Consider the following 26,929-nt stretch of genomic DNA (forward strand, 5'->3'; position numbering starts at 1 on the left):
GGCCGGGCTGGAGGGAGCACGCCGGGATCGCGGCGGCGGGCGCGGACCGTGCCGAGCCGCGACCGCCCCGACTCCGTGGGGCATTGCCGCGGCTGAGGACCCGCGCGGTGAAGGCCAGGAGGTCCGGATGCCGGGCGCGAGCCGTCAGCCGCGTCGGAGGGCGTTGAGCCGGGCTGCCTGGCGTGTCAGATGGTCGCGCTCGGCCAGGTTCGGTGCCTTGTGGGCCGCCTCCGCGTACAGCCGCGCGGCCGTCGCCAGATCGCCGTCGCGCTCGTGGAGGTAGGCGGCCACCGCGGCATGGCGGGGCAGTGAGCCGTCCAGCGTCGCGAGCGTCGCCAGCCCCGCGCGCGGTCCGTCGGCCTCCCCGACGGCCACCGCGCGATTGAGCCGGACCACCGGGCTGTCGGTCAGCCGCACGAGTTCGTCGTACCACTCGACGATCTGCACCCAGTCCGTCTCCTCGGCGGTGGGCGCGTCGGCGTGGAGTGCCGCGATGGCGGCCTGGGCCTGGAACTCGCCCAGCCGGTCGCGGGCAAGGGCCCTCTGGAGGATCCCGATTCCCTCGGCGATCAGCTCGGTGTCCCACCGACCGCGGTCCTGCGCGGCGAGCGGCACCAGACCGCCGTCGGGCGCGGTCCGGGCGGCGCGCCGGGCGTGGTGCAGCAGCATGAGGGCGAGCAGCCCCGCCACCTCGGGGTGATCGATGCGGGCCGCGAGCTGCCGGGTGAGCCGGATGGCCTCCGCGGCGAGGTCGACGTCGCCGGAGTAGCCCTCGTTGAAGACCAGGTAGAGGACGCGCAGCACGGTGGCGACGTCGCCGGGCTGGTCGAACCGCACGCCGGAGACGGTGCGCTTGGCGCGGCTGATGCGCTGCGCCATGGTCGCCTCCGGCACCAGGTAGGCCTGTGCGATCTGCCGGGTGGTGAGCCCGCCGACGGCGCGCAGGGTGAGCGCGACCGCGGACGACGGCGTCAACGACGGGTGGGCGCACAGGAAGTAGAGCTGGAGCGTGTCGTCCAGCGCGGGCGCGGGCCCGGGCGCCGGCTGGTCTTCGAGGCGGTCCTCCCGCCGGCGGCGGGCGGCGTCCGCCCTGGCCTGGTCGAGGAACTTGCGCCAGGCCACGGTGACCAGCCAGCTCTTCGCGGACCGTGGCGGGTCGGCCGGCCAGACGCGGACCGCCTCGACCAGGGCGTCCTGTACGGCGTCCTCGGCCGCCGCGAAGTCGGCTCCGCGGCGGACGAGGATGGCGAGCACGCTCGGTGTGAGGCTGCGGAGCAGGGCCTCGTTCATCCGAGGGGTCACTCCGTGACGGTGGGCGGCGCGGCAAGGAACGGGCGCACTTCGAGCCACTCGTGGATCGGCTTCCCGCCCGCCCCGGGGGCGGCCGACAGCTCCCCGGCCAGCTCGACGGCGCGCTCGTACCCGTCGACGTCGATCACCATCCAGCCGGCGATGAGGTCCTTGGTCTCCGCGAACGGGCCGTCGGTGACCGGCGGCCGCCCCTCGCCGTCGTACCGGACCCACATGCCCTCGGGGGCGAGCGCCTGCCCGTCGACGAACTCGCCGCTCTTCTCCAGCCGGGCCGCGAAGTCGTGCATGTACTGCATGTGCGCCGAGATCTCCTGCGGCGTCCACCGGTCCATGGGCACGTCGTTGACCGCTGCCGGAGCGCCGCGGTAGTGCTTGAGCAGCAGGTACTTGGCCATCGTGTCTCTCCTCGGTGCTGGTGCGACCCATTGTGGCCGCCTTCACCACGAGGACGGAGCCGGTCACGGGTTCTCGACATCACCGGCCGATATTTTTTTCGCGGGTCCGGAACCGGCCGAAGAGCCCGCCGAATCGGGACTTTCCGTACGGAGGCGTGGCCAGTGGTAATCGGGAACGGCCGGTGGGGCACACCGGGTGGGCTGAGCTCGGAACGGGGGACCATGGCCGAGCCCAGGCCCAGCCTCGACCAGTCTTGCCGGCCTCTTCGAGTTGTCAGCGGGGAGACGCCCATGCGGGTCTTCTGTGCGCCGGGGTCGTTCAGACTTGGTCTCGGCGACCGCCCGTGCGTATCGGAGCCCTTCGGGATTCAGACGCTCGGCCATAGCCATCGTTCGTCGCTCCATGCACCGGCGCCCCCTACCCGGCTGCTCTGGCGCTGCATACGGTGGGGCTCTGCGCGAACTCTGCCGGATCGACATGACCGGCAGCTGTGAGTGTCGTCGTGTTCCCGGGGGAGGGCTCCGTGTCGGACAGCGCCGTGGCCATGGTCGCGGCCGGTGCTCGACGGCCGACCGCGCCGAGCACCGGCCTTTCCGGGCGCACGGGCCCACGCCTCGCCGAAAGGGGCCCGGCCGGCGGCCGCGCTCCTGCTCGCCCACTCCGGAAGAGATGATGACCAGCACCCCGACCGCCGACACGACGGCCCGCATATCCGACCCCGCACAGGCCCAGCGCCACATCCTGCGCGTCCTGGTCGCCTCCCAGGTCCTCAGCGGCGCGGGTCTCGCCGCGGGCGTCACCGTCGGCGCCCTCCTCGCCCAGGACATGCTCGGCACCACCAGCCTCTCCGGACTCCCCAGCGCCCTGTTCACCACCGGCTCCGCCGTCACCGCCGTCGCCGTCGGCCGCATCTCCCAGACCCGCGGTCGCCGCCCGGGGCTCGCCACCGGCTACCTCACCGGCGCCATCGGCTCCGCCGGGGTCATCGCCGCCGCCGTACTGGACAACCCGGTCCTGCTGTTCGTCGCCCTGTTCGTCTACGGCGCGGGCACCGCCACCAACCTCCAGGCGCGCTATGCCGGAGCGGACCTCGCCGCCCGCGGCCACCGGGCCCGCGCGGTCTCCACCGTCCTCGTCGCCACCACCCTCGGCGGAGTCACCGGCCCCAACCTCGCCGCCCCCGCCGGCACCTTCGCCAAGCACCTCGGCGTCCCGAGCCTCGCCGGGCCCTTCATCCTCTCCGGCACCGCCTACGCGCTGGCCTCGCTCGTCCTCGCCGTCCGGCTGCGGCCCGACCCGCTGCTCCTGGCCCGAGCCGTCGCCCGGGCCGCGGAAACCGGCGCCGCGCCCCACCCGGCCGGCGCCGGCGCCGCGGATGCCGCCGACCCGGGCGAGGGCCGGGGCGGCGTGGTCCTCGGTGCCCTGGTCATGGTCCTGACCCAGCTCGTCATGGTCTCGATCATGACGATGACGCCGGTCCACATGCACGACCACGGCCATGGCACGGCCACCTCCGGCCTCGTCATCGCCGTCCACATCGGCGCCATGTACCTGCCCTCCCCGCTGACCGGCCGGCTCGTCGACCGCTGGGGGCGGATGAAGGTCGCCGTCGCCTCGGGCGTCACCCTGCTGGCCGCGGGTGTCCTCGCGGCCGCCGCGCCCGGCGGCTCCGTCGCACTGCTCGCGCTCGCGCTCGGTCTGCTCGGGCTGGGGTGGAACTTCGGTCTCGTCTGCGGCACCGCGATCATCACCGACACCGTCCCGCTCGCCACCCGCGCCAGGACCCAGGGCATGGTCGACGTCTCCATCGCCATCGCGGGCGCCACCGGCGGCATGGCCTCCGGCCTCATGGTCGCCGCCACCAGCTACCCCGCCCTCGCCCTGACCGGCGGCGCCCTCGCCCTGGCCCTGCTGCCCGTCATCGCCGCCACCGCCTACCGCCGATGAGGCCGGGAAGGGTTCGTCGGGTCCGAGCCGGAGGTGGAAGACGACGCCGGCGTCCCGCACCGCTTCCGGCCGCCGGCGTCACCGCGTACGCGTCCCGGCCGTGGCGGGCCCGTGACCGGCGCGGACGCGAACGGCCGGGTTCCGTGCGGTGCGGCGCCCGGGCTCCCCCGCCCGGGCGCCGCGATCTCAGGGCGTCAGGAGGTGAGATAGGCCTCCACCTCGCTGAACTGCCCCGCCGGCCAACCGGTGTTGGCGCTGACCGACAGCCGCAGGTACCGCAGGTTCGTGCCGCTCGGCAGGGACACCGTGGCGGTGTTGCCGGTGGCCGGGTCGAATCGGTACCCCTGGGAGGCGACCACCGTCGAGTAGTTCGAACCGTCGGTGCTGCCGAGCACGGTGATAATCTGGGTGCGGGCGCCCCAGGCCGAGGACGGCGGCAGCTTCAGCACCAGCCGGCGCACCGCGTACGACGAACCGAGGTCGACCGTCAGGGATTGCGGGAAGGCGTTGTTCGCCGACTCCCAGTACGAGTTGGCGTCGCCGTCCACCGCCTTGCCGGGCGTGTAGACGTCCTGGGAACCGGTCGCCGTGGCCGGACGGCCCTTGGCGAGATTGCGGTTGGGATCGGGCGCGGGGTTCCCCTGGCCGGGCTGCGGCCAGGTCGAGCAGTCCGACCAGGTGCTGGACCAGCCGGAGTTGCCGCCGCCGTCGGTGAGGATGAAGGAACCGGAGTTCGCCGGGTACGGGCAGTTGTACACCCCGGCCGAGCCGACGCCGGTCGCGGTGACGTTCTTGAACGTGGCCGCTCCCTGCGCCTCCGCCTGGACCACGACCGTGCCGGTGTTCTGCACTGTCGCGCCGGTCACGTTGACGTTGCGCACGGGGTAGCCCTGCCCGCCGCCGGAGACGAACTCGAAGGCGCTGTACGGGCTGTCGGTGATCGTGGTGTTGGTGATGTTCACGGTGGCGTTCACGGCGCTGTCGTACGAGTCGACGCGCAGCGCGCCCATCGGGTGGTTCCAGTTGGGGTTGAGCGCGCCGGTGCGCACCAGTGTGTTGCCGTCGACCGTGATGGTGCCGGACAGCGGCGAGAACGGGTCCATGAACTTCTGGTTGGAGATGGCGATGCCGCTGCCCAGGGCGTTGGTGTCGGAGACCAGGTTGTTGCGCACCGTGATGTCGGTGCCGCCGTAGATGGCGATGCCGTTGGCGAGGTTGGGCTGGGAGACGGTGTTGTTCTCGAAGCTGGAGTCGGTGTCCGGGGCGTACAGCGACCACATGGCGAGGGAGTCGTCGCCCTGGTTGCGCAGGAAGTTGTTGCTGACCCGGACGCCCCTCGCGGTGCCGTTGAGGTTGATGCCGTCGGCGGTGGTGTCGAGGATGCGGTTGTTCTCCACGACCAGGTTGTCATTGGTGCCGGTCAGCCACAGTCCGCACTTGAGGTGCTGGATCCACATGCCGGAGACGGACGAGTTCGGACCGAGGGAGCCGTTGACGAAGTTGTCCGGGCTGGAGTCGACGCGCTCGGTGACCTCCCCGATCACCGCGAAGTCCTTGATGTGGACGTTCCCGGCGGAGCTGGACTGGTCGACGAACCGGGAGGTGTGCACGACGGAGTACCAGCTGCCCGCCCCTTGCAGGGTGACGTTCTGTACGCCGCCCAGGGAGGAGGTGAGCCGGTAGTCGCCCGGTGGGACCCACACCGTTCCGCCCTGGGCGGCGGCGATGGCATCCCGGAATGCCTGGGTGGAGTCGCCGTTGCCGCTGGGGTCGGCGCCCTTGGAGACGACGGACACCGAACCGGACGGCTGTGTGCCGGCCGCGGCGACCTGTTCGAAGTCGGCGACGTCGACGGTGACCTGGGTGCTGGTCGCCACGAACGCGACCTTGTCACCGGCCTGGACGTTCTGTCCCAGCAGCAGCCGCGCGTTGTCGAAGAAGTGGTGCGTCTTGCTGCCGGTGATCCAGCCGGTGTCGACGTACGAGTACTTGGACGTCAGCGGAAGGGACTTGGCCAGCTTGGTGCCGTTGACGTACACGTCGAGCGAGCCGGACTGGCCGTCGGGGACGCTGTAGGAGACGTTCACCGCGTTGGCCGCACGCGGCACGGTGAACTCCACCCGCTGGCCCGCGGAGAGCCGGACGGCCTGCCGGCCGGACGCCTCCGAGGCGAGGGTGCCCTGGGTGTAGTCCGGGCCGATCTTCGTGCCGGTGGTGGTGGCCGACTCGGCCTCGACCGAGGTGAAGGGCAAAGTGGCGCCCGCGGCCGCGTGCGCGGCGGGGGCCACCGTGACGAGCATGCCCGCGGCGAGGGCGACGACCGCCCCCACGGCTGGCATGCGCCTGACATATCTGAGGGTGCTGCCGTGCATGAGCTGTTCCCTTCGTGGTGGGGGTTCGCGGGACAGCGGTGCGCTGCGGCTCAGGCGTGCAGCCAGGCCGCGGTGTCCTGCGGCAGCCGGCCCGTGTCGTCCAGCGGGCCGCTGCTGAGCAGGAGTTCGGAGTGCGCGGGGAGGTCGGCGGGGGTGGCGGAGAAGTTGACCACGCAGATCGCGCCGCCCGCGCGGGAGAAGGCGAGGACGTCGTCGGGGGCCGGGAGCCAGGTGAGGGGGCCGGTGCCCAAGCGGGGGCGCAGGGCGATCGCCCTGCGGTAGAGGGTGAGCATGGAGCCGGGGTCGCGCTCTTGCCGGTCGGCCGCGTACGACGGCCAGTCGACCGGCTGCGGCAGCCACGGTTCGCCCTGAGAGCCGAACCCCGCGTACGGCATACCGGCGTCCCACGGCAGCGGCACCCGGCAGCCGTCGCGGCCGGGATCGGTGCCGTGCGAGCGGTGGTACATCGGATCCTGTATGCGCTCGACCGGGATCTCTGCCTCCGGCAGCCCCAGTTCCTCCCCCTGGTACACGTACACCGACCCGGGCAGCGCGAGGGACAGCAGGGCGGCCGCCCGTGCCCTGCGGGTGCCGAGCGTCAGATCGGTCGGGGTGCCGAAGGCCTTGGTGGCGAAGTCGAAGGCGGTGTCCTCGCGGCCGTAGCGGGTGACCGTGCGGGTGACGTCGTGGTTGCACAGCACCCAGGTGGCGGGGGCGCCGACCGGGGCGTGTTCGGCGAGGGTGGTGTCGATCGAGGCGCGCAGCCGCCCGGGGTGCCAAGGGCAGGAGAGGAAGGAGAAGTTGAAGGCGGTGTGGAGTTCGTCGGGACGCAGGTAGCGGGCGAAGCGTTCGGCGTCGGGGAGCCACACCTCGCCGACGAAGACGCCGTCGTAGGCGTCGGCGACGGCGCGCCAGGAGCGGTAGATGTCGTGGAGTTCGTCGCGGTCGACGAAGGGGTGCGGCTCCGGGTGCGTGGCCAGGTCCGGGAGGTGCGGGTCCTTGGCGAGCAGGGCCGCGGAGTCGATGCGGACGCCGGAGACACCCCTTTCGAACCAGAAGCGGAGGATGTCCTCGTGTTCCTGGCGGACGGCCGGGTGGGCCCAGTTGAGGTCGGGCTGTTCGGGGGTGAACAGGTGCAGGTACCAGTCGCCGTCGGGCAGCCGGGTCCACACCGGTTCGGTGGTGCCGGCGAACTGCGACGGCCAGTCGTTGGGCGGGAGTTCCCCGTGCGGGCCGCGGCCGGGCCGGAAGTGGAACAGGTCCCGCTCGGGACTGCCGGGACCGGCGGCGAGGGCCGCCTGGAACCAGGGGTGCTGGTCGGAGACGTGGTTGGGGACGATGTCGACGATGGTGCGGATGCCCAGTCCGCGGGCCTCGGCGATGAGTTTCTCCGCCTCGGCGAGGGTGCCGAACGCCGGGTCGATGGCGCGGTAGTCGGCGACGTCGTAGCCGCCGTCCTTCATCGGTGACCGGTACCAGGGGTTGAACCACAGCGCGTCCACGCCGAGTTCGGCCAGGTAGGGAAGCCGGGAGCGGACGCCCGAGAGGTCGCCGGTGCCGTCGCCGTCGCCGTCGGCGAAGCTGCGGACGTAGACCTGGTAGATGACGGCGTCGCGCCACCAGTCGTGGTTGCCGGGGGCATGGGTGGGCTGTCCCACTGAGCTTGCCTTTCTCTAGACGTGCGGTCGGCGTCAGCCCTTGGTGCTGCCCGCGCTGATCCCGGCGATGATGTGCCGCTGGAAGACGAGGAACAACGCCACCATCGGGATGCCGGCGATCACCATCGCGGCGAGGAGCACGGTGAGCTGGATGTTCTGCGACAGCTGGACCAGGGCGACGCTGATCGGCTGTTTGTCGGTGTCGGAGAAGACCATCAGCGGCCACAGGAAGTCCTGCCACACGGCGACCAACGCGAAGATGGACACGACACCGAGGACCGGCCGTGACATGGGCAGGACGACGGACCACAGGGTGCGCAGCTTTCCGGCGCCGTCGATCTCGGCGGCCTCCAGCACATCGCGGGGCAGCTGGTCGAAGAACCGCTTGAGCAGATAGAGGTTGAAGGCGTTGGCGACGGCCGGCAGCCAGATGGCGAGGGGGTCGTTGAGCAGGCTGGTGTGCAGCAGCGGAAGATCGGCGACGGTGAGGTACTTGGGCACGACGAGCGCCTGGGCCGGGACCATGAGGGTGGCGAGGACGCCGCCCAGGATCACCTTGCCGAAGGCGGGCCGCAGCTTGGACAGGGCGTAGGCGGCGGCCGTGCAGAACACCAGTTGGAGGGCCCAGGCGCCGGCCGCCTGGACGACGGTGTTCCACAGGTGCTGCGGGAGCTGCATCAGGTCCCAGGCATCGGTGTAGGCGCCGGTGTGCCAGTGCTCCGGCAGGAGCGTCGGCGGGGTCCGGGCCACCTCGTCGGGGGACTTCATCGCGCCGGTGACCATCCAGTAGACCGGGAAGAGGAAGGCGAGCGCGAAGAGGACGACGACGGCGGTGAACACCGTCCAGTAGATCGCCTTGCCGCGGGGGCGGGCGAGGGCGGCCGGGGAGATCAGGGTGCGGGTGGCGGTCACGCGGTGTCCCCCTCGTAGCGGGTGAGCCGCAGGTAGACGGCGGAGAAGACGCCGAGCAGCAGCAGGAGCAGCACGCTGAGGGCGCAGGCGCCGCCGAAGTCGTTGTAGAGGAAGGCGTATTTGTAGATGAGGTAGAGGACGGTGACGGTGGCGCTCTCGGGGCCGCCGCCGGTGATGACGAACGGCTCGGTGAACACCTGCATGGTCGCGATGATCTGAAGGAGCATCAGCATCAGGATCACGAACCGGGTCTGCGGGATGGTGACGTGCCGGATGCGCTGGAGGAGGCCGGCGCCGTCGAGTTCGGCGGCCTCGTACAGCTCGCCGGGGACGGACTGCAGGGCGGCCAGGTAGATGAGGACGGTGCCGCCCATGTTGGCCCAGGTCGCCACGATCACCAGGGAGACGAGCGCGGTGTCGGTGCCGTTGGACCAGTTCGAGGTGGGCAGGTGCGCGAAGCGCAGCGCCTCGTTGGCGAGGCCGGCTCCCGGGTCGTAGAACCACTTCCACAGCAGGGCGCTGACCACCGGCGGGATCATCACCGGCAGGTAGACCACGACCCTGAAGAAGGCCTTGGCGTGCCGGAGTTCGTTGAGGACGAGGGCGAGGAGGAAGGGGACGGCGAAGCCGATGAGCAGGGCGAGCAGGGTGAAGTAAAAGGTGTTGCGCCAGGCGGCGGCGAATTCCGGGTCGTGCAGGACACGGCTGAAGTTGGCGGTGCCGACCCACTGGGGCGGGGAGCCCGGGGTGTACTTCTGGAAGGCGATCACGACCGCGCGGATCGCCGGGTACCAGGAGAACAGTGCGAAGCAGAGCAGGCCGCCGATGAGGAAGGCGTAGGCGCGGGCCTGGTCGATCAGGTGGTGCCGCCCGCGTTTCCTTTCCGGGGGCGGCACGGGGGCCGGGGAGACGGCGGCCGCCGTCGGCTGTCGTTCGGCCGTCTTCGTCATGGCGGTCAGCTCCGGGCCAGAATGCCGTCGATCTTGTCGGACGCGTCCTTGAGGAGCTGGTCGATGTCGGCGTCCTTCTTGGTGAGGACGGCGGAGACGGTGCCGTCGAGGACGGAGTAGATCTGCTGCGCGTTCGGCGGCTCGATCTTCATCCGGAGTCTGGCGTTGCCGTCGAGGAAGGGCTGGTAGTTCTTCACCGGGACGTTGGCGTTGGCCTTCTTGATCGCCTGGTCCTCGGCGTCGGCGGCGCCGGTGAACAGGCGCGGCTCGGGCAGGCCGACAGGGGCGTTGTTCCGCTTGGCGCGGGCGTAGTCGCCGAGGAAGCCCTTGCCGGGGGTGAGGAACATGTGCTCCAGCCACTTGAGGCCGGCGCGGATCTGGGCGGGCGAGTCGTGCTTGTTGAACATGTAGCCGTCGCCGCCGATCAGGGTGCCCTGGCCGCCGGGCATGGGGCCGATGGCGATGTCGTCGTAACTGGCGCCCTTCTCCTTGACGAGGATCGGGATGTTGTCGGGTGCGGCCAGGTACATGCCGAGCTTGCCGGCGCCCATCAGCTGCTGTGCGTCGTTGATGACGAGGAGCTGTTTGCTGCCCATGGAGTCGTCGGTCCACCGCATGTCGTGCAGGTTCCGCAGGACGGCGCGGCCCTCGGGGGTGTCGACGGTCGCCTTCTTGCCGTCGGCGCTGACGACGTCGCCGCCCTGGGAGTACAGCTCGGCGGTGAAGTGCCAGCCGCCCTGGTTCTGGGCGCTGTAGTCGGCGTACCCGACGGTGCCGTTGCCGAGGGCGGCGATCTTCTTGGCGTCGGCGCGGACCTCGTCCCAGGTGGTGGGGGGCTGGTCGGGGTCGAGGCCGGCCCGCTCGAACAGGGCGCGGTTGTAGATCAGCCCCATGCTGTATCCGGTGCGCGGTATGCCGTACACCTTCCCGTTCACCGTGTAGATGTCGCGCAACTGCTTCTGGAGCGTGCCGTAGCCCTTCATCTCCTTGAGGTACGGCGTGAGGTCCGCGGCCTGGTTGAGGTCCACGACATGCCCGACGTCGGTGAAGTACGTGTAGAACACGTCCTCCATCTGGCCGCCGGCGAGCTTGGCGTCGAAGGTCTTGGGGTCCTCGCAGGGAAAGGCGTCGTGGGTGACGACGTCGATGTCCGGGTTCTGCCGCTCGAAGGAGGCGACGTCCGCGTCGAAGAACTTCCGGTCGGTTCTGGCACTCTTCGGTGGCTCGCAGTTGACGGTGATGCGCGTCTTGCCGCTCGCCGGGCCGTCGCCGCCCGAACCGCAGGCGGTGGCGGCGAGGGCGAGGGAGGTGCAGACGCCGATCGCGACGAAAGTGCGGCGGAACCCGGTGCTTGTCATCGATGGACCCCTTGGTGGCACTCATGGCGGGAGCAGTGGGCGCGGCACACTCAAGCACCGCCGACAAGGGTCCGCAAGATGTCACGCGAGTTCTGTAATTATTTGACAGTGGACTGGATGTACCGGGATCTCAGTCGCGCGGCGCTTGCCCGGTCGATCCGCGCACCACCAGTTCAGGTTCGAACAGCAGCTCCTCGGCGGGTACGGCGGTGCCGCCGATCTGCGCGTTCAGCAGTTCCACGGCCGCGCGCCCCATGGCCTCGATGGGCTGGCGGACGGTGGTGAGCGGGGGTTCGGTGCAGTTCATGAACGCCGAGTCGTCGTAGCCGACCACGGAGATCCGGCCCGGTACGTCGCAGCCCTTGCGCCGGGCGGCCCGGATCGCGCCGAGGGCGAGGGGGTCGCTGGCGCAGATGATGCCGGTGACGCCCCGGTCGATCAGCCGGGAGGCGGCGGCGTGCCCGCCCTCGATGGAGAAGATGGCCCGGGCGACGCGCTCTTCCGGCAGACCGCCGGTGAGGTCGTGCGCGGCGGCCAGTTTGCGGGCGGAGGGCATGTGGTCGCCGGGGCCGAGGACCAGGCCGATACGTTCGTGACCGAGCGAGGCCAGGTGCCGCCAGGCCTGTTCGACGGCGACCGCGTCGTCACAGGACACGCCCGGGAAGCCGAGGTGGTCTATGGCCGCGTTGACCAGGACGACGGGGATGTTGCGGTCGGCGAGCAGCCGGTAGTGGTCGTGCGGGGCGTCGGCCTGGGCGTAGAGGCCGCCGGCGAAGACGACGCCGGACACCTGCTGCTGGAGCAGCAGTTCGACGTAGTCCGCCTCCGAGACGCCGCCCTTGGTCTGGGTGCACAGCACCGGGGTGAGCCCGAGCTGGGCGAGCGCACCGCCGATGACCTCGGCGAACGCGGGGAAGATGGGGTTCTGCAGCTCCGGCAGGACCAGGCCGACGAGCCGGGCGCGCTCACCGCGCAGTTGAGTGGGGCGCTCGTAGCCCAGGACGTCGAGGGCCGTCAGCACGGCCTGCCGGGTGGCGTCGGAGACTCCGGGCCTGCCGTTGAGCACCCGGCTGACCGTGGCCTCGCTGACCCCTACCTTCTTCGCCACTTCCGCAAGTCGTCGCGTCATGCGCGCAAGAATAGCGCGGATTACGTAAGCGGCTTGCGTAAACTCGGGAGGGAGCAAAGGGGGCGGCGAGAGCCCCGTGGACCGGAAGCGATTCGCGCGGACGCCTCATCACCCTCACCCCCGAGGGCGTCGAACTGGCCGACGAACTCATCGCCGTCCAGTGGACCTGTCACGGCTGTACCGGATAGCAAACACCGCCATGGGGGTCCGGGCCGATCCCAAGCGTGCGGTGGAGAGCGGACTGCTCCGGCCGGAAACGTGACAGATCCGGGATCACGGCGGCCGTCCCCGTGCGCCCGCCTGGTGCCGCCGACACGGGATGGACCAAGCTGGCCCGCATGGACTGGTTGCCACTGCTCTCCACCCTGGCCGGGGCCGCGATCGGCATCGTCGCCACGCTCATCGCCGACCGCAATCGCTGGAAGCACGACGACGACAAGGAAGCCCTGCGCCTGCGGCTCGACGTCTACACGCAGTACACCACCACCGTGAAGGTCCTCGGCGAGACCCTGCGGGCGCTGGCCGGGCGGGATCACCCCTCCCCCGACGAACGGGCGCTCGCGCTGCGGGACGCCTTTCGCGACTCGGGCATAGCCATAGCGTCGGAACGGATGTGGCTCATCGCGCCCCAACCCGTCGTCAAGGCGTCCAACGACGTGTTCCACTGCCTGCGCCGCATCTGCGAAGGCTATATCGACGGCGCCGCCGTCAGCAGCCCGGAGGATCGCGCCCGCTGGGAGGCGCGCGGCAAGGCGGCCGCCAGAATGCGCCGACTCATGCGTGACGACCTCGGCGTCGGCCCGCTCACCGAACGCCACAGCCCCCTCCTCGACGACTACAACGACCCCGCCGCGTAGTGCCGCGCGCGGCGAAAGCGCGGGTGCGGCGCGCATCCCGCTCCGGCTCTCGCCCACGCTCCGCGCCATCCCGTCGAAACCGGTCGAAACCCGTCGAACAAGGCGTCGCCCGGCCTCGTGTGGAACGATTCGCCTTCCCCGTCCGGGGGACAAAGCGTCTATCTCGCTATTTTCAGGGGCATCGCTGGCACTGACCGTAGTAGCACCCAGAAGAGAGAGATCCCAGTGTCTGCTCGCTCCCTCACGGCAGCCCTCGGCGCTGCCTGCGGCGCCCTCGTCCTGCTGCTGGCCGCACCTGGTTCGGCCTCGGCGGCAACCGGCCAGTTCCGCTACACCTACACCACCGCCCAGGGATACGAAGCCGTCGGGTTCCTGAACGATCCGGCCAGTGGCGAGTGCATCAACCTGCGCGGCCCGGCCTCCGAGCCGGGTTCGGTGAGCCGGGCGCCCAAGAACCGCACAGACGCCACCGCCACCGTTTTCCTCGACGCCGACTGCGAGGGCGACACCTACTACACCCTGCGTCCCGGCGCGGGAGCCGGCGACCGCCTCCTCCTGCGCTCCGTCGTCTTCTCCTGACGGTAACGCTCGCCGAGGAAACCGGTACGGCGGCGTTCGGCCTCTGACGGGTCGACCGTGCCGGCTGCGTCCACGCCTCCTCACCTGTCACGGGGCGTGGACGTCGGTACGGCAATTCGAAGTCCTTGGCCGGCAGGCGGGTTGCCGGTCCTGTACCCGCCGCAAGCTCGTTCGGGTGTGGTCAGATACGGAAGAGCGACCCGAGGAACTCCGTCAGCATCCGTTCCTTCAGCCGGGGCGGCAGTGCGTCGAGCAGGGCCAGGACCGGGGCCGTCCGGGACGGCAGGCCCTGTGCGCCGTCCAGACCGGCGAAGGCCAGGAAGCCCGCCACGTCCTCGGGTGTGAGGGTGTCGGGGTCGAGGGTGGCGGCCAGTTCGGTCAGTGCCGGGTCCACGGTCACCGGCTCGCACGCGCGCGCCGCCGTCACCGACTCGGCGAGGTCCGCCAGCAGTGACGCTACCCGGTCGCTGGTCGCCGGGGTCAGCGTCAGATGCAGATTGGGCGGGAGGCCGTCGCAGGACAGCTGCGGCTGGAGGTACCAGCCACGCTCCCGCATCTCGTCCGCCGCGTGCAGCACCAGTCCCAGATCGGGCGTGCCGAGGGGACCTTGCACGGTGAACGCGACCAGGCTGCCCGCCGGTTCGCCGAGCACCCGGACGCCGTCGATCGCCCGCAGGCCGGGGAGCAGCCGGTCGGCGGCCAGCGCCACCCGTTGGGCCAGCGCGGTGTACCCGTCGTGGCCGAGGTGGTGCAGCACCGCCCACGCCTGCGCCAGCAGTCCGCCGGACTTGGTGCCCTGCACGGTGGGGTTGACGACCGGATAGCCGGGCCAGCCCGCGTACGCGAAGTACTGGTGGCGTCGCAGCTCGGCGTCCCGGTACAGGACGACCGAGGCGCCCTTGTCGGCATAGCCGTACTTGTGCAGGTCCACCGAGATCGATGTGACGCCCGGAACGGAGAGGCCGAACGGTTCGACCGGGCGGCCGGTCCGGGCGAGGAACGGCAGGAACCAGCCACCGATGCACGCGTCGACATGGCACAGCACCTCCCGTTCGGCGGCCGCCGCGGCGATCTCGGCCACGGGGTCCAGCACCCCGTGCGCGTACGACGGCGCCGACGCGACCACCAGGGCGGTCCGGTCGGTGATCGAGTCCGCGACGGCGGCCGCGTCGGCCCGGAACGTCAGCGGGTCGACCGGGACCACCAGCGTCTCCAGCCCCAGGTAGTGGGCCGCTTTGTGGAAGGCCGCGTGCGCCGTCGAGGGCAGCACCAGTTGCGGCCGGGTCACCCCGCGCACGGCGCGGGCGTGGTCCCGCGCGGTCTTCACGGCCAGCAGGATGGACTCGGTGCCGCCGCTGGTGAAACTGCCCTGCGCGCCGGGCACGCCGAGGACCGCGGAGACCGCGCCCACCACGTCGTTCTCCAGCCGGGCCACGCTCGGGAAGACGGTCGGGTCGAGGCCGTTGACCGTGGCGAACACGCCGTACGCGGTGGCGGCCAGCTCGTCGACGTCGGGCAGGCCGGCGTCGTAGACGTAGGCGAACGTCCGGCCGCCCCGGGTCGGTGCGTCGGCGGCGCGCAACTCCCGCAGTTCGGCCAGCAGTTCGTCGGCGGGGCGGCCCGCGGGCAGCGTCGACGTGGGACGTATGACGCGGGCGGTCGGTTCGGCGGCCTCGGCGGCGGAGTCACGGGGCACGGTCAGTTCCTCTCTGTCTCGGTGCACGGGGCCTGCTTCCGTGGACGCGTGGCATGGGGCCTTGTGACGGGAGCGGGGGCGCCGGGCTCCGTTCCGAAGGCGGGCGGACGGGCGGACGCGAGCGGAGTTCACGGAGCAGGCGGCCCCCGGGTCAGCGCGCGGTCACCCCGCGCATGGCGAAACGCAGTTCCTCGAACAGGTGACGCAGCTCGCCCGGCATGCGGGGCGCCACCTCCGCGCCCGCCTCCAGCAGGAGGCGGACTCCCCCGCGCAACTCCTTGTCGCCGGTGGGGTCCTCCAGCATCCGCGCCACCTCGGTCAATGGCACGGCGATGGAGGTCTCGACCTCGTCCGGGAGGCTGTCGAGGTAGACGTCGTCCTCGGTGAGCACGAGATCCACGATGCGGCGGGCGGCTTCCCTGACGACCCGTGGAGCACTGTCGGACGGCATGGTCACTCCATGTGAGTCAGTCGGCCTTCTCGCAACTTGCCCGATGCGCGCGCGAGTTGGACAGGCTCACCGTATCCCCCCATCTCCAGCGGCCGCCCACGCGAGGGGTTTCAGGCGCGCAGGAGGTCGGTCGAGACCACCCAGAGGCGCTCGGCGAGGGCGGGGTCGAGCGCCCATTCCTTGACGCCGTGGGGATGGCGCGCGAGATCGGCGTCGTTCGGCACGGTGTACGCCTCCCGCGCGTCATCGAGGTAGTGGCCGCCGGATCGGGCGAAGGCCGGGAAGACGGCCGCGACGACGCTGGTGGCGGCCCCCTGTTCGACCGTCTTGTAGGTGAAGACGCCCGCGGCCTCGGCGGCGTCGAGGGACCGCCTCTGTCGCGGGGTGAAGTTCCGTTGCAGTCCGGTGGCGACGCCGCCCGGGTTCACGGCGTTGGCGACGATCCCGTCCGCTGCCCACAGCCGGGTCGCCTCGACGGCGAACAGGGAGTTCGCCGTCTTCGACCGAGCGTAGGCGATCTGCGGGTCGTAGCCGCGGCGTTCGAAGTGGAGGTCGTCGAAGTCGATGCCCGCGCGCATGTGCGCGGTCGAGCTCACCGAGACGATCCGGGCACCGTCGCGGTCGCGGGCTCCTCGGGCCAGGGCGTGGCGCAGGCCGGTGGCGAGGGCGAAATGGCCGAGGTGGTTGGTCGCGAACTGCAGCTCCCAGCCCTCATCGGTTCGTTCGAGACCGCCGGTGACCACGCCCGCGTTGTTGATCAGCAGGTGCAGCGGGCCGCGCCACGCCTCGGCGAAGCGTGCGACGGACGTCCTGTCGGCGAGGTCGAGCCTGGCCACTCGGGGCCGGGGCCTTCCGGTGGACCGTGCGATCGCCTCGGCGGCGGTGTCGCCCGCGATGGTGTTCCGGACGGCGAGGGTGACCTCGGCGCCGGCAGCGGTCAGCGCGCGAGCGGTCTCGGCCCCGATGCCCGAGGAACCACCGGTCACGACGGCGCGGACACCGGTCAGATCGAGGCCTCGCAGCACGTCGTCCGCGGTGCTCGCGGCGGTGAAGGGCGTGGAGATGAGCGCAGACTCTGCCATGATCAGGACTATACAGAATGAACTTGATTTGTATAGTGCGTATGGCCCTCCTATGCTCGGTCCATGACCAACCCTGATGCCGGCCACCCGTCCTCGGCGGCCACCGACAGCAGTCGGCGGACCATGGTCCTGGACGCCGCCCTGACCACTTTCGCGCGCTTCGGTTACCGGAAGACCTCGATGGAGGCGGTGGCGCGGGCGGCGCGGATCTCCCGGCCAGGGCTCTACTTCCTCTTCTCCTCGAAGGAGGCGCTGTTCCGTGCCGCCGTCACCCAGGCCCTGGAGCGCGACATCGCAGCGGTCGAACAGGTCCTGGCCGACACCGGACGTCCCCTCCCGGAACGTCTCCTCGCGGCGTTCGACCAGTGGGCGGGCCGCTACATCGGCCCCTTGGCACGCGAGGTCACGGAGGTCATCGAGGCCAACCCCGATCTGCTCGGCGAGGCGGCCGAGAGCGCGCCGCGGCGTTTCGAGGAACTGATCACCGATGCGATCGCCGCGGAGACCGGACGGTCGGGGGCACTCGCCGTCGCGCAGACGATGATCAGCGCGTCGATCGGTCTCAAGCACCAGGCGCCGTCGAGGGAGTTCTACCTCGAACGGCTGAAGGTCGCCATCGGTCTCCTGACACACTGAGCGGGCCTGGCCGCGCCTCGCCCCGGCCGCCGACCCGCAGTCGGCAGCCGGATCGCGCGTGCCTCGTGCTATCCGGTCACCGACCCGGGGTCGACGCCGGTCAGTTCGCAGCTCGCGCCCCACAACCGCGTCGCCACCAGGGTGTCGGCGAGGTGATGCCACACCGGTGCGCACCGGGGTTCGCCGCGCAGGCCGAAGACGCGGGGCTCCCACATCCGGCCCCCGGGCACGACCGGGTCGAGCACCGCCCGGACCGCGGGCCACGCGCCGGCGTCCTTGCCCTGGACGAGGAGGGCCGCGGGTGCCGCGCCCAGCCGTGCGCCGGCGGTCCGTACGTGGACCGGCGGCCGGGACGGAGTGAGGGAGTCCAGCGCGCCACCGGGGTGGGCCAGCACGCCGGCCACCGTACTGCCGGCGGCGCGCAGACGGCGGTCGAGTTCGAGGCTGAAGTACATCTGCGCCAACTTCGACCGTCCGTAGGTGCGTTTGGGCCGGTAGTCGTTGCGGGACTGAAGGTCGTCCAGGTCGAGCCGCTCCGACTTCGCCGCGAAGCTGCCCATGGTCACGACGCGGGCCGCCGGTGCCGCCGACAGCAGCGGCATCAGCCACCGGGTCAACGCGAAGTGCCCGAGGTGGTTCGTGCCGAACATCAGCTCGTGGCCCTCCCCCGTCTCCCTTCGTGGCGGGGCGTCGAGCGCGACGCCGGCGTTGAGGACCACCGCGTCGAGGCGGTCGACCGACAGTGATTCCGCCGCTGCGCGCAGCGTCGAGAGGTCGGCCAGGTCCATCCGTACGGCGCGCACCCGCGCGCCGGTAACCCGTGCGCGTATCGCGGCCATCGCGTTCTCGGCCTTCGCCGGGTTCCGGCTGCCGAGCACGACGGTCGCGCCGGTCGCCGACAACTGCTCAGCGACGAAGTAACCGATGCCGGCGTTGCCGCCGGTGACCAGGAAAGTGCTGCCGTCGGCGCGCGGCAGCCGTGCGACGTTCCAGGACGGATCTGTGGGTGCGGACGACATGGCGGGGCTCCCTTGCTGGTGAGGACGGCCGCGGCTGCTCGCCGGGCGACTGGTCACCACCGTTCCGGCGGGCACCGACACCTCGCCTGCGCGGCACCGACAGGCCCGCCCGGTCACCGACATTCCGCCGACAGCGTGCCGACCCGTGCCGGCATGCGCCGGTCTCCCGGCGTCCCCGCCGCCGCTGCCGTGCTCACCGGCAGCCCCCGCGGGTGGCCGGCCGGTGAGGACGGCCCGGGTCAGGCGTCCTCCGCCGCCGAGGGCTCCGCCGGGGCGTCGTCGCCGAGGGCTTCGAGCACCACGGAGTGGGCGGTCAAGGCGTCGGTGAGCAGGGTGGATTCCGGGGGGAGGTGCGCCGAGATCCCGCGGGCGATGCGAACGGCCTCGGTGGTCGCCTGGAGGGCCGGCTCCAGGTCGATGCCGGCGCTGACCCGGACCAGGGCGAAGATGCGCAGCACGTTGACGAACTGCGGGAGGTACGCCGTGTCCGACGCGACCAGTTCCCGGAGCATCAGCAACGCGAAGTGCAGGGACTGCACGGCGGGTTCGGGCCGGCCGGCCTCCGAGAGCCTGATGCCGACGAGGGTCGCCGCGGTCGCCAGGTGCGGGCGGTAGGAAGCCTGGTCGGCGCTCGCGGGCTCCTTGAGGGCGAGCAGGGCGCCGGCGGACAGGCGCACGGCCTCCCCTGCCCGGCCCGTCTCGACCAGCAGGGTGCCCAGCAGGTTCACGGAGTCCAGCAGCGGTGACGCGTCGGCGGCCGTCCCGGTCCGCGCGAGGTCGCGCCGCAGGTCGACCGCCTCGGTGAGGTGTGCCATGGCCTGCTCCCGGCGGCCCGCACCGGCGAGCCGTGCGCCCACGGAGTGCAGCGCGGTGGCGAGCACGGGTACCTGGGAGACGTCGGCTTCGGCCGAGCGACGCCGCACGGCGAGCTGTTCCTCGGCGGCGTCCAGTGCCTCGTCGTGGCGTCCCTCCCGGGTGAGCCAGTGGTCCAGCGCGTGGAGGGCGGTCGCCTGGTCGGGCAGATGTGCCGGATTGGCGGCGGCGATCGGGCGCCACAGCCCGACCGCCCGCTCCGCGGGGGCGAGGCCGTCGTGCGGCTCCGCGAGCTGGGAGAGGCGGATGCTGAGGTTGGTCAGCGACCGTGCCAGGTCGGGCCGGTGGCGCTCCGGGTCGGCGGCCGTGAGCCGTTCGCGTATCTCCAGGCCCTTGCGCGTGGCCTCCAGAGCGTCCTCGGGCCGACCCAGGCGGGCGAGGGCGTTGCCGAGGTTGTCCCAGCCCATGGCCAGGTACGGGAGGTGGGCCGCCGGGCTTGCGTCGGCGAGTTCGCGGTACAGGCGCACGGCCTCCTCGGTGACCTCGTGGGCCTGCTCCGGCCTGTCGGCGGCCATCAGCCACTGGCCGCGGTCGAGCAGCGTCATCGCGAGGTCGGGCAGGTACCGCATCCGGTCGGCGCCGGCCAGCCGTCGGTGGAGTTCCAGCGCGTCCTGCGCGGCGCGAACGCCTTCGTCCAGGCGTCCGCTCAGGGAGAGCGCGTTGCTCAGGTTGGTCAGCGCGGTCGCCAGTGTGGGCAGATGTGTCTCGGGGTCGTCGTCCGCCGGTGACCGGAGCAGTTCGACGGCCTCGGCGGCGTACCCGGCCGCTTCCGCGGCCCGGCCGGTGCGCAGCAGGTGGATGCCGAGGTTGTTCAGCGCCATCGCCAGTGCCGGGGAGTGCTCGGCGCGGTCGGCGGCGGCCAGCGCCCGGTACGCGTCGGCGGCCTCCCCAAGGGGCTCGGACGCCTCGTCGAACCGGCCGGCGGTGGTGAGGTGCGCGGCGAGGCCGTTGAGGGCGTCCGCCAGCACGGGCAGCGCGGTGGTGTCGTCGACGGCGGCCCGGCGGGCGAGCGCCACCGCTTCCCGCGCCGCGTCGGCGGCCTCGCGGAGCAGCCCCGCGTTGCCGTAGCGCCAGGCGAGGTGGGAGAGCAGTCCGGCCTGCTCGGCCGGGTCGAGGTCGCCGGTGCCGAGCCGGTGCCGGACGATGCGCCGGGTCACGGCCGCCGCGCCGAGGTCGAGGTCGACGTGGCGCTCTTTCGGCAGGTGCGGTGCGACGAACTCCAGCACGGCGTCCGGCAGGCCGTCCAGGTCGCACAGGCGGCTGAGCGTGGCACCGCCGGCGGCCCGGGCGAGGGCGGGCCGGTGCAGCAGCATCGGGATCAGATGGCGGTCGACGACGTGCGGCCAGCGGCGGGCGGTTTCGACGAGGACCGTGAGCACCTGGCGGGCGTACGGTGGCGGCTGCCCGTCCTCCGGGTGCTCCAGCAGCATCGCCGGGGCGGCCCCGGCCCACTCGTCCGTGGCGTGGTAGCCGTACCGGTCCTCCCGGCCGGGGAGGGTGAGGGCGAGGAAGTCCTCGGCGAGCCGGTCGGGTGAGAGGCTTTCGAAGAGCAGTCGGGCCGTCTGCGGCGGGTAGCACAGCGCGTGGTCCCGCAGGACCTGCTCGGCGTCGGCCGCCTCGGCGGCGGCGGTGCGGGTCAGGGCCGCGGCGGCGGCGGCGGCCGCGAGCGGCGGGGTGAGCGTGGCGACGTACACCGCGCGGCGCATCTCCCGCGGGCCGGTGCGCACCGGTCCGCGGCCGCCGTCGTGGCCGGACCGCCAGTGGTCGTGCTCGCGGTCCAGCAGGTACGTGGACAGGGCGGCCAGATCGCGGCCGGACGGCGGGGTGACGCCGCGCACCGCCGCGTCCACGTCGACCAGTGCCTTCATGTGGACGGCGAGCATCAGGTCGAACGCGGGGTCGCCCAGCTCGACGGGAACCCGGACGGCGGCCGGGTCGGCGAGGCCGAGGGCGGCGGCGAACGCGTCGCGGGCCGAGGCGTAGACCGTGCCGCGCGCCTCGGGGTGCGCGGGCAGGCCGGGCAGGTGGACGGCGTCGGCGTCGAGGATGTCGAGCTTGGACAGATGGTGGGCCAGGTCCTGCCACCAGTCCCCGGCGGGCCGGGACAGGAGCAGGATGCGCAGGCGGTCGCGTGCCGCGGCGCGGTGCTGCCGGATCAAGGTGATGAGGTCGGGCAGCGGCCAGCGCTCGGCGTAGTCGACGACGATGACCAGGCCGGGCGCGCGGACCGTCAGCGTCTCGTCGCCTCCGCCGGCGGACGCGACCTCGCTTCGGTGCCGGGCCTGGGCCACCGTCCAGCCCGCTTCGGCCGACCGCGCGGCGAACTCGCCCGCGAGCCGGGTCTTGCCCTGGCCGCCCTCGCCGTGCAGCAGCCGTACCGTGAGCCCCGGAGCGCTGTCGTCCCGCCATGCCTCCAGCAGTTCCAGTTCCGGGCGCGGAGCGAAGGGGACCAGTCGGTGCCGGGCCGTCAGCAGGCGGCTGGGCACACGCCGCAGGCCCGGCGGGATGGTCCCGGCGTCCAGCGGATACGGCTCGACCCGGTACGGCGGGGTGCTGCGGTAGATGTAGTTGTACTGGTCCGCGCCCTGGACGGCGTTGATCCGGCCGCCGTGCGCGGAGAGGTTCTGGATGAAGACCGTGCCGTCCGAGTCGCTCATGCGTCGTCGTCCACGTCACCGTCCGTGCGGGGTCTGTCCATGTAGTGGTTGTACTGGTTGCCGCCCTGCACGACGTTGGCGACGGAACGGTCGTGCGTGTGGACGTTCTGCGTCCAGCGGCGGCCGTCCTCCGGGAGCAGCTCCCGGATCCGGTCGACGAGTTCGGTCAGTTCGGGTGCGGCGTCCGGATGGTCGCGCAGCAGGCGCAGCAGCCGCAGCCGCCAGGGGCCGATCAGTGCCTCACGGGCCGCGGCGGCGTCCTCCCCCGTCACCAGCGCCGCGTCGTTGTCCAGTTGGGTCTCGATCTCGCGCAGGCCGTTCCCGCGGCGGTGGAACAGCCGCGCGAACCCCCCGCGGCCCACCTGCCACGTGTCCGTGGCCATGGCCGCGACCAGCGTCGAGGCACCCGTCATCGCCAGCGTCTCCGCCATCTGCTGCACGTTCTGCGGATCAGGCACGGTCTCCCCCCTCCGGCCGCCGTACGAGCGGGACGGCGGCACCGTTCGGGGAGAACGTACACCTCTCAACGGCCGTACGAGACAGGGAACTTGTCGATCGGTGTGTCGGCCCCGGGACAACGCCTCTCCCCGCCCGCCCCCGGCCGTTGCGGCCTGTGGCCGTACGGCCTCAGTGCAGGGCGGCACGGGCCGCGTGGAGCCATACCTCCTTGGCCCGGGCCAGCGCTCGGAACGCCTTGGGATGCCGGTTGACGAAGTCCTGCTGCCAAGCGGTCTCCGCCCGCCGCCATTCGTCGACGAGCCTGGTCGACTTCTTGCACCGCACGTCCGTGGTGGCGACCAGTACCTCACGCCTCGCGGGCCGCCTCGTCTTCCCCCAGGCCGAGTCGTCGGCCGCGTCGAGGGGCGTGGCGTAGGCGAATCCCGAACGTTTCATACAGGAATTCCACAAAGCCAGTTCTCTCCTTACCCGTGAGTTCTCGAGCGAGGCGTCGAAGGACCGCAGCGTCAGTTCGTCGAGCAAGGTGTGGTCGGACGCCGGCACGTGCCGGCGGAGCCGGTCGTGGGCCGTCTTCCAGCATCCGCCGACGGAGTCCGGGTGTTCCGTCGCCCCGCCGAACGCGGCGTCCGCCTCGGCCTGGGTGAGTTCCGCGTTCCGGGCGTGCTCTGCGGCCGTGCGGCGGGCGACGCCGGGTGGTGGCGGGGGCTGGTGGTAGCCGTAGCGTTCCGCGACGTCCGGCTCGATGACGCCGTAGCGCGAGCGGTTGGGCGGGTCGGCGTCCGCGGCCCGCGGCAGCGGCTTCCACGTCCAGCCCCGGGCCCGCATGCACGGGACCATCAGGGCGTCCTCCGCCGACTCGATGGTCAGTACGTCGGCGGGCGTCAACTCGTAACGGTCGTACGGCAGGAGAAGGGCGCGGGCCCGCCCGGAGGCGGCGGGCCCTGCCGGCACGGCGGGGGCGGGGTGTCCGGGCGCCGCGCCGGGCGGGCCGCAGCCCACCAGCAGAGCGCAGAACCCCGTCACCAGGCAGGTGCCGGCTCGCCGGGGCTTTCGGGACACGGACATGCGGCTCCTCTCGGGCGGTCTGGTTCCCGGGCGCGCGGCCGTCCTGGCCGCGCACCCGGGAACGGCCCTCAGGTCAGCGGAACTTGACGCAGCTGAGTCGGTTGTCCTTGATGGCGTCGTTGCTGAGCTTGGGGTCCTTCGTGCCCGGGTACGACGTCGTGTGCGCGCCGCTGCAGCCGACGTTCTGCCACAGGTCCACGTACTTGTTCGTGTAGTTCTTCACCGAACTGGTCTGGTTGTCGACCTTCCTGCCGTTGTCGAAGTGGTTGTTCCTGAGGTCCTTGTCGGTCCGGGTCAGGCCTGCCCAACCGCCCTTGTAGCCGTTCTTCTCGTACAAGTGGAACGTGCCGGACTGGATGTGCACCGGCCCGCCGGACGTGCCCGCCATCGCGGACGGAGCCGTCAGCGCGCCGACGCCCAGGGCGGCGAGCGTCACAGCGGCGGTGGCCGTTCCGAGCCGCACGGCGATCTTCGAGATCATGTGGTCCCCTCCAAGTCGTCCTCCCGCAGCACGGGTTGTGCGCGGTGGTGGAAGCGTGTCCGCCCCCGGTGCCGGCCGGCGACAGCCATCCTGGTCACCGGCCCTTCGGCAAACCTTGTGGGCTTCTGCAGGAAGCCGGGCGCGGCCCGGCGCGGGAGGGTCCGTGGCGGGCGGTGTCCGGGGCAGCGGTCAGGTGGCCTTCGGGCCGGGACGTTTGGCGGGCGGCCCGGAAGGTCAGGCGGGTGCGGTCTCGGTCATCCGCCGCTGGAGGTCGTCGGCCTCCGGGTGGCCGAGTTCCCGCAGGATGTCCAGCGCCTGCCGGTGGCAGGCCCGGGCCTCGGCTTGGTCGCCGCGCGCGGCGTGGACGTCGCCGAGTCCGGTGAGCGTGGTGGCCTGGTTGTAGCGGTCGCCCAGGGCCCGGAACAGTGCCAGGGCCTGCTGGAAGCAGTCGATCGCCTCGGCGTTCCGGTCCAGTCCCCGGTACGCGTGGGCGAGGCTGTCCCAGCAGTACGCCTGCCCGGTGCGGTTGCCGGTCCGCTCGAAGAGGTCCAGGGCGCGTCGGCAGGCGGACAGCGCCTGCGGGTGACGGCCGAGCAGGGTCTCGCACCAGCCGATCACGTTGAGCGCGCTGGCCTGCCCGGGGACGAACCCCGCTGCGGTGTAGTGCCGCAACGTCTCTTCGGCGTGCTCCAGGGCCTGGGCGGGCCTGCCCTGCCGCTGGGCGAGCCAGGCCAGGGTGCGGTGCGTGTGGGCCTGTCCGCGCTCGTCGGCCAGCTCGCCGTACTCGCGCAGGCCGGTGACGAGGTGCGTGTGGGCCTCCTCCGGTCGGCCGGCCCAGGCGCAGGCGACGCCGAGGCCGTGCCGGGCATGGGCGATGCCCGCCCGGTCACCGCAGTCGCAAGCCGCCGCGAGTGCGGTGCGCTGTGTCTCCACCCACTCCTGCCAGGCGCCCCCGCGGTGCAGGTGGGTGCCGATCGCCCAGGCGAGCCGCCAGGCGTGCCCCGGAAACCCGGTGTGGGCGGCCTGCTGGACGGCGGTGAGCAGTACGGCGTGCTCGGCGGAGAACCACTGCTCGGCCTGGTCGTGCGTCGCCATCGGCTGCGGCCGGGCGCCCGCCGTGGGCGCCGGTACGGCGACGGCGTCACGGTGTTCGTCCAGCAGCCGGTCGGCGGCGAGCGCGGTGTGCAGGTAGTGGTCGAAGATCCGGTGGGCCGCGCCGTCTGCGTCCTCGTCCGTCTCGTCGGTGGCGAGCCGGGCGCGGGCGTAGGCGCGCAGCAGGTCGTGCAGGAGGAAGCGGCCGGTGGTGCCGGGCCGGACCAGGTGGGCGTCGACCAGTTCGGCGAGCCTGGCCCTGGTGTCCACGGGGGTGAGACCGCTCGCCGCGGCGGCGGCCGGCAGGGTGAACTCCGGTCCGGGGTGTGCGGCCAGCAGCCGGAACAAGCGTGCGGCGCCGGGGGACAGCGCGTCGTAGGACCAGCCGAACACCGAGGTGAGGTCGGTGTCCTCGCTGTCGCCCGTGGCGAGGGCCGTCAGGCGGTGGCGCTCGTCCCGCAACTCCTCCACCAGCGTGCCGATCGGCAGGCCGGGGAGGGTGCCGGCGCGTGCGGCGGCGATGCTCAGCGCCAGCGGCAACCGGCCGCAGCGCTCGACGAGTTCGGTCACCGCGTCCGGTTCCGCGGCGGCCCGCTCGGCACCGAGGCGCGCGGCCACCAGTTCGCGGGCCGCCGCGGGGGTGAGGGCGTCCAGCGAGAGGTGCTGCGCCTGGTGCCGTGCGACCAGGCCGGTGAGCCGCCGCCGGCTGGTGACGAGCACCAGGCAGCTGGGGCTGCCGGGCAGCAGCGGTTCGACCTGGTCGGCGCTGCGTGCGTTGTCCAGCACCAGGAGCATCCGTCTGCCGTCGGTGACGCTGCGCAGCAGGGTCACGCGGCCGTGTGTGTCGGCGGGAATCCGCTCCGGTCGCACCCCGACGGCCTCCAGCAGCCGGCGCAGGGCTTCGGCGGGAGCCACCGGCGCCTCGTCGGGGCCGAAGCCCCGCAGGTCGAGATAGAGCTGGCCGTCCGGGAAGCGGTCAGCCACCCGGCGCGCCCAGTGCACGGCGAGCGTCGTCTTGCCGACCCCGGCCACGCCGGACACGGAGATGATCAGCGCGGTCCCCGGGCCGTCGTCCACGATCCGCAACCCCGCGTCCAGCAGGGCCAGTTCGGGTCCTCGGCCGGCCAGGTGGAGGACGCTGGGCGGGAGTTGGCGCGGCAGCGCCGGGCCGACGCCCCGGTCGGCGGGTTCGGACCCACCGCTCAGCGCCGGGTCGCCCGTGAGGATGTCCTGATGCAGACGCTGCAGCCGCTCGCCGGGGTCGACGCCGAGTTCTTCCGCCAAGCGGTGGCGCAGGCGCCGGTAGTGGTCGAGAGCCTCGGCGGCCCGCCCCGCTCGGCACAGCGCCAGCATCAGCTGGCCGACGAGCCGTTCGTCCAGCGGGTGTTCCTCGATCCGTGCGGGCAGTTCGGCCAGCAGCCGGGTGTGCCGGCCGCAGCGCAGCGCGTGGTCGCCCCGGTCCGACTCGGCCGCGAGACGCTCCTGGTACAGGCCGTGCCGGAGCCGGTGGATCCACGGGCTGTCGGCGGAGCCGAAGGGTTCGCCCCGCCACAGGCCGAGGGCCGCGCCGTACAGGTCGTCGGCGGTCGCCGCGTCGTCGACGGCCCGGGCCCGCTCCAGCAGCCGTCGGAACCGGTGCAGGTCCACCGCGTCCTCCGGGGCACGCAGCAGATACCCCTCGTCGCACCGCTCGATGCCGGTGCCGCCGGCCGGGTCCAGCACCCGGCGCAGTCGGGACAGATAGCTGTAGAGGGCGTCCCGGGCGCGCTGCGGCGGGTGCTCACCCCATACGCGGTCGATCAGCTGGTCGACGCTCACCCTTCGGCCGACGTCGACCAGCAGGGCGGCCAGCACACACTGCTGCCGGGCATGACCCACGTGCCTCGCCCGGCCGTCGATCACCACCTCGACCCTGCCCAGAACCCGGAACTCCACGATGATCGCTTCCC

At 72.2% G+C, this 26,929-nt stretch carries 21 protein-coding genes; 4 read left to right on the forward strand and 17 right to left on the reverse strand.

Features of this window, described 5'->3' with window-relative positions; translation table 11 throughout:
* Positions 1-144: 144 nt before the first annotated feature.
* Both HZZ00_RS20185 and HZZ00_RS20190 read right to left on the reverse strand, forming a co-directional pair.
* On the reverse strand, positions 145-1,290 hold the full coding sequence (locus HZZ00_RS20185) for an RNA polymerase sigma factor (protein ID WP_180333619.1): 1,146 nt from the start codon (positions 1,288-1,290) through the stop codon (positions 145-147).
* Between the two features lie 8 nt (positions 1,291-1,298).
* Complete coding sequence (locus HZZ00_RS20190; RefSeq protein ID WP_180327747.1) at positions 1,299-1,706, reverse strand: YciI family protein; 408 nt, start codon at positions 1,704-1,706, stop codon at positions 1,299-1,301.
* Between the two features lie 673 nt (positions 1,707-2,379).
* On the opposite strand from HZZ00_RS20190, the gene HZZ00_RS20195 reads away from it, so the two are divergent.
* Positions 2,380-3,654 (forward strand): MFS transporter, encoded by a 1,275-nt coding sequence (locus HZZ00_RS20195; protein ID WP_180333620.1) that lies wholly within the window; start codon positions 2,380-2,382, stop codon positions 3,652-3,654.
* A 194-nt stretch (positions 3,655-3,848) separates the two neighbouring features.
* Here the strand turns inward: HZZ00_RS20195 and HZZ00_RS20200 are convergent, their stop codons facing one another.
* The 6 genes from HZZ00_RS20200 to HZZ00_RS20225 form a co-directional block, all read right to left on the reverse strand.
* Complete coding sequence (locus HZZ00_RS20200) at positions 3,849-6,026, reverse strand: discoidin domain-containing protein (RefSeq protein WP_180327748.1); 2,178 nt, start codon at positions 6,024-6,026, stop codon at positions 3,849-3,851.
* Between the two features lie 50 nt (positions 6,027-6,076).
* Positions 6,077-7,684: a glycoside hydrolase family 13 protein gene (locus HZZ00_RS20205; protein WP_180327749.1), complete on the reverse strand. Its 1,608-nt coding sequence runs from the start codon at positions 7,682-7,684 to the stop codon at positions 6,077-6,079.
* 33 nt (positions 7,685-7,717) lie between these two features.
* On the reverse strand, positions 7,718-8,596 hold the full coding sequence (locus HZZ00_RS20210; RefSeq protein WP_180327750.1) for a carbohydrate ABC transporter permease: 879 nt from the start codon (positions 8,594-8,596) through the stop codon (positions 7,718-7,720).
* Complete coding sequence (locus HZZ00_RS20215; protein WP_180327751.1) at positions 8,593-9,546, reverse strand: carbohydrate ABC transporter permease; 954 nt, start codon at positions 9,544-9,546, stop codon at positions 8,593-8,595. Before HZZ00_RS20215 ends, HZZ00_RS20210 begins: the two co-directional genes overlap by 4 nt.
* 5 nt (positions 9,547-9,551) lie before the next feature.
* Positions 9,552-10,904, reverse strand: coding sequence for an ABC transporter substrate-binding protein (locus tag HZZ00_RS20220; protein WP_180327752.1), 1,353 nt, complete (start codon positions 10,902-10,904; stop codon positions 9,552-9,554).
* Positions 10,905-11,034: 130 nt separating this feature from the next.
* Positions 11,035-12,033, reverse strand: a complete 999-nt coding sequence (locus HZZ00_RS20225; RefSeq protein WP_180327753.1) for a LacI family DNA-binding transcriptional regulator — start codon at positions 12,031-12,033, stop codon at positions 11,035-11,037.
* Positions 12,034-12,371: 338 nt separating this feature from the next.
* Here HZZ00_RS20225 and HZZ00_RS20230 point away from each other — a divergent pair, with 338 nt between their 5' ends.
* Positions 12,372-12,890, forward strand: a complete 519-nt coding sequence (locus tag HZZ00_RS20230; RefSeq protein WP_257584917.1) for a hypothetical protein — start codon at positions 12,372-12,374, stop codon at positions 12,888-12,890.
* A gap of 225 nt (positions 12,891-13,115) precedes the next feature.
* The gene (locus HZZ00_RS20235; protein WP_180327754.1) at positions 13,116-13,469 is read left to right on the forward strand and encodes a hypothetical protein; all 354 of its coding nucleotides are present in this window, start codon (positions 13,116-13,118) and stop codon (positions 13,467-13,469) included.
* A gap of 181 nt (positions 13,470-13,650) precedes the next feature.
* Here the strand turns inward: HZZ00_RS20235 and HZZ00_RS20240 are convergent, their stop codons facing one another.
* From HZZ00_RS20240 to HZZ00_RS20250, 3 genes are all read right to left on the reverse strand, one after another.
* Complete coding sequence (locus HZZ00_RS20240) at positions 13,651-15,117, reverse strand: aminotransferase class V-fold PLP-dependent enzyme (protein ID WP_180333622.1); 1,467 nt, start codon at positions 15,115-15,117, stop codon at positions 13,651-13,653.
* 199 nt (positions 15,118-15,316) lie between these two features.
* A complete protein-coding gene (locus HZZ00_RS20245; protein ID WP_257584919.1) occupies positions 15,317-15,616 on the reverse strand; it encodes a hypothetical protein in 300 nt (99 codons plus the stop codon).
* A 110-nt stretch (positions 15,617-15,726) separates the two neighbouring features.
* Positions 15,727-16,698 (reverse strand): SDR family NAD(P)-dependent oxidoreductase, encoded by a 972-nt coding sequence (locus HZZ00_RS20250; protein ID WP_180327755.1) that lies wholly within the window; start codon positions 16,696-16,698, stop codon positions 15,727-15,729.
* Positions 16,699-16,761: 63 nt separating this feature from the next.
* Between HZZ00_RS20250 and HZZ00_RS20255 the strand changes: the two genes are divergently transcribed.
* The gene (locus HZZ00_RS20255) at positions 16,762-17,334 is read left to right on the forward strand and encodes a TetR/AcrR family transcriptional regulator (RefSeq protein ID WP_180327756.1); all 573 of its coding nucleotides are present in this window, start codon (positions 16,762-16,764) and stop codon (positions 17,332-17,334) included.
* Between the two features lie 68 nt (positions 17,335-17,402).
* Here HZZ00_RS20255 and HZZ00_RS20260 read toward each other — a convergent pair whose 3' ends face one another.
* From HZZ00_RS20260 to HZZ00_RS20285, 6 genes are all read right to left on the reverse strand, one after another.
* A complete protein-coding gene (locus HZZ00_RS20260; protein WP_180327757.1) occupies positions 17,403-18,353 on the reverse strand; it encodes an SDR family NAD(P)-dependent oxidoreductase in 951 nt (316 codons plus the stop codon).
* A 239-nt stretch (positions 18,354-18,592) separates the two neighbouring features.
* Complete coding sequence (locus HZZ00_RS20265) at positions 18,593-21,883, reverse strand: tetratricopeptide repeat protein (RefSeq protein WP_180327758.1); 3,291 nt, start codon at positions 21,881-21,883, stop codon at positions 18,593-18,595.
* The gene (locus tag HZZ00_RS20270) at positions 21,880-22,341 is read right to left on the reverse strand and encodes a hypothetical protein (protein WP_180327759.1); all 462 of its coding nucleotides are present in this window, start codon (positions 22,339-22,341) and stop codon (positions 21,880-21,882) included. Before HZZ00_RS20270 ends, HZZ00_RS20265 begins: the two co-directional genes overlap by 4 nt.
* 169 nt (positions 22,342-22,510) lie before the next feature.
* Positions 22,511-23,407, reverse strand: a complete 897-nt coding sequence (locus HZZ00_RS20275) for a hypothetical protein (RefSeq protein ID WP_180327760.1) — start codon at positions 23,405-23,407, stop codon at positions 22,511-22,513.
* Positions 23,408-23,480: 73 nt separating this feature from the next.
* Positions 23,481-23,888 (reverse strand): peptidase inhibitor family I36 protein, encoded by a 408-nt coding sequence (locus HZZ00_RS20280; protein WP_180327761.1) that lies wholly within the window; start codon positions 23,886-23,888, stop codon positions 23,481-23,483.
* A gap of 234 nt (positions 23,889-24,122) precedes the next feature.
* On the reverse strand, positions 24,123-26,915 hold the full coding sequence (locus HZZ00_RS20285) for a tetratricopeptide repeat protein (protein WP_180327762.1): 2,793 nt from the start codon (positions 26,913-26,915) through the stop codon (positions 24,123-24,125).
* Positions 26,916-26,929: the final 14 nt, after the last annotated feature.

Origin of the sequence: Streptomyces sp. NEAU-sy36, assembly GCF_013423905.1 — a bacterium.
Taxonomy (GTDB): Bacteria; Actinomycetota; Actinomycetes; order Streptomycetales; family Streptomycetaceae; genus Streptomyces; species Streptomyces misionensis.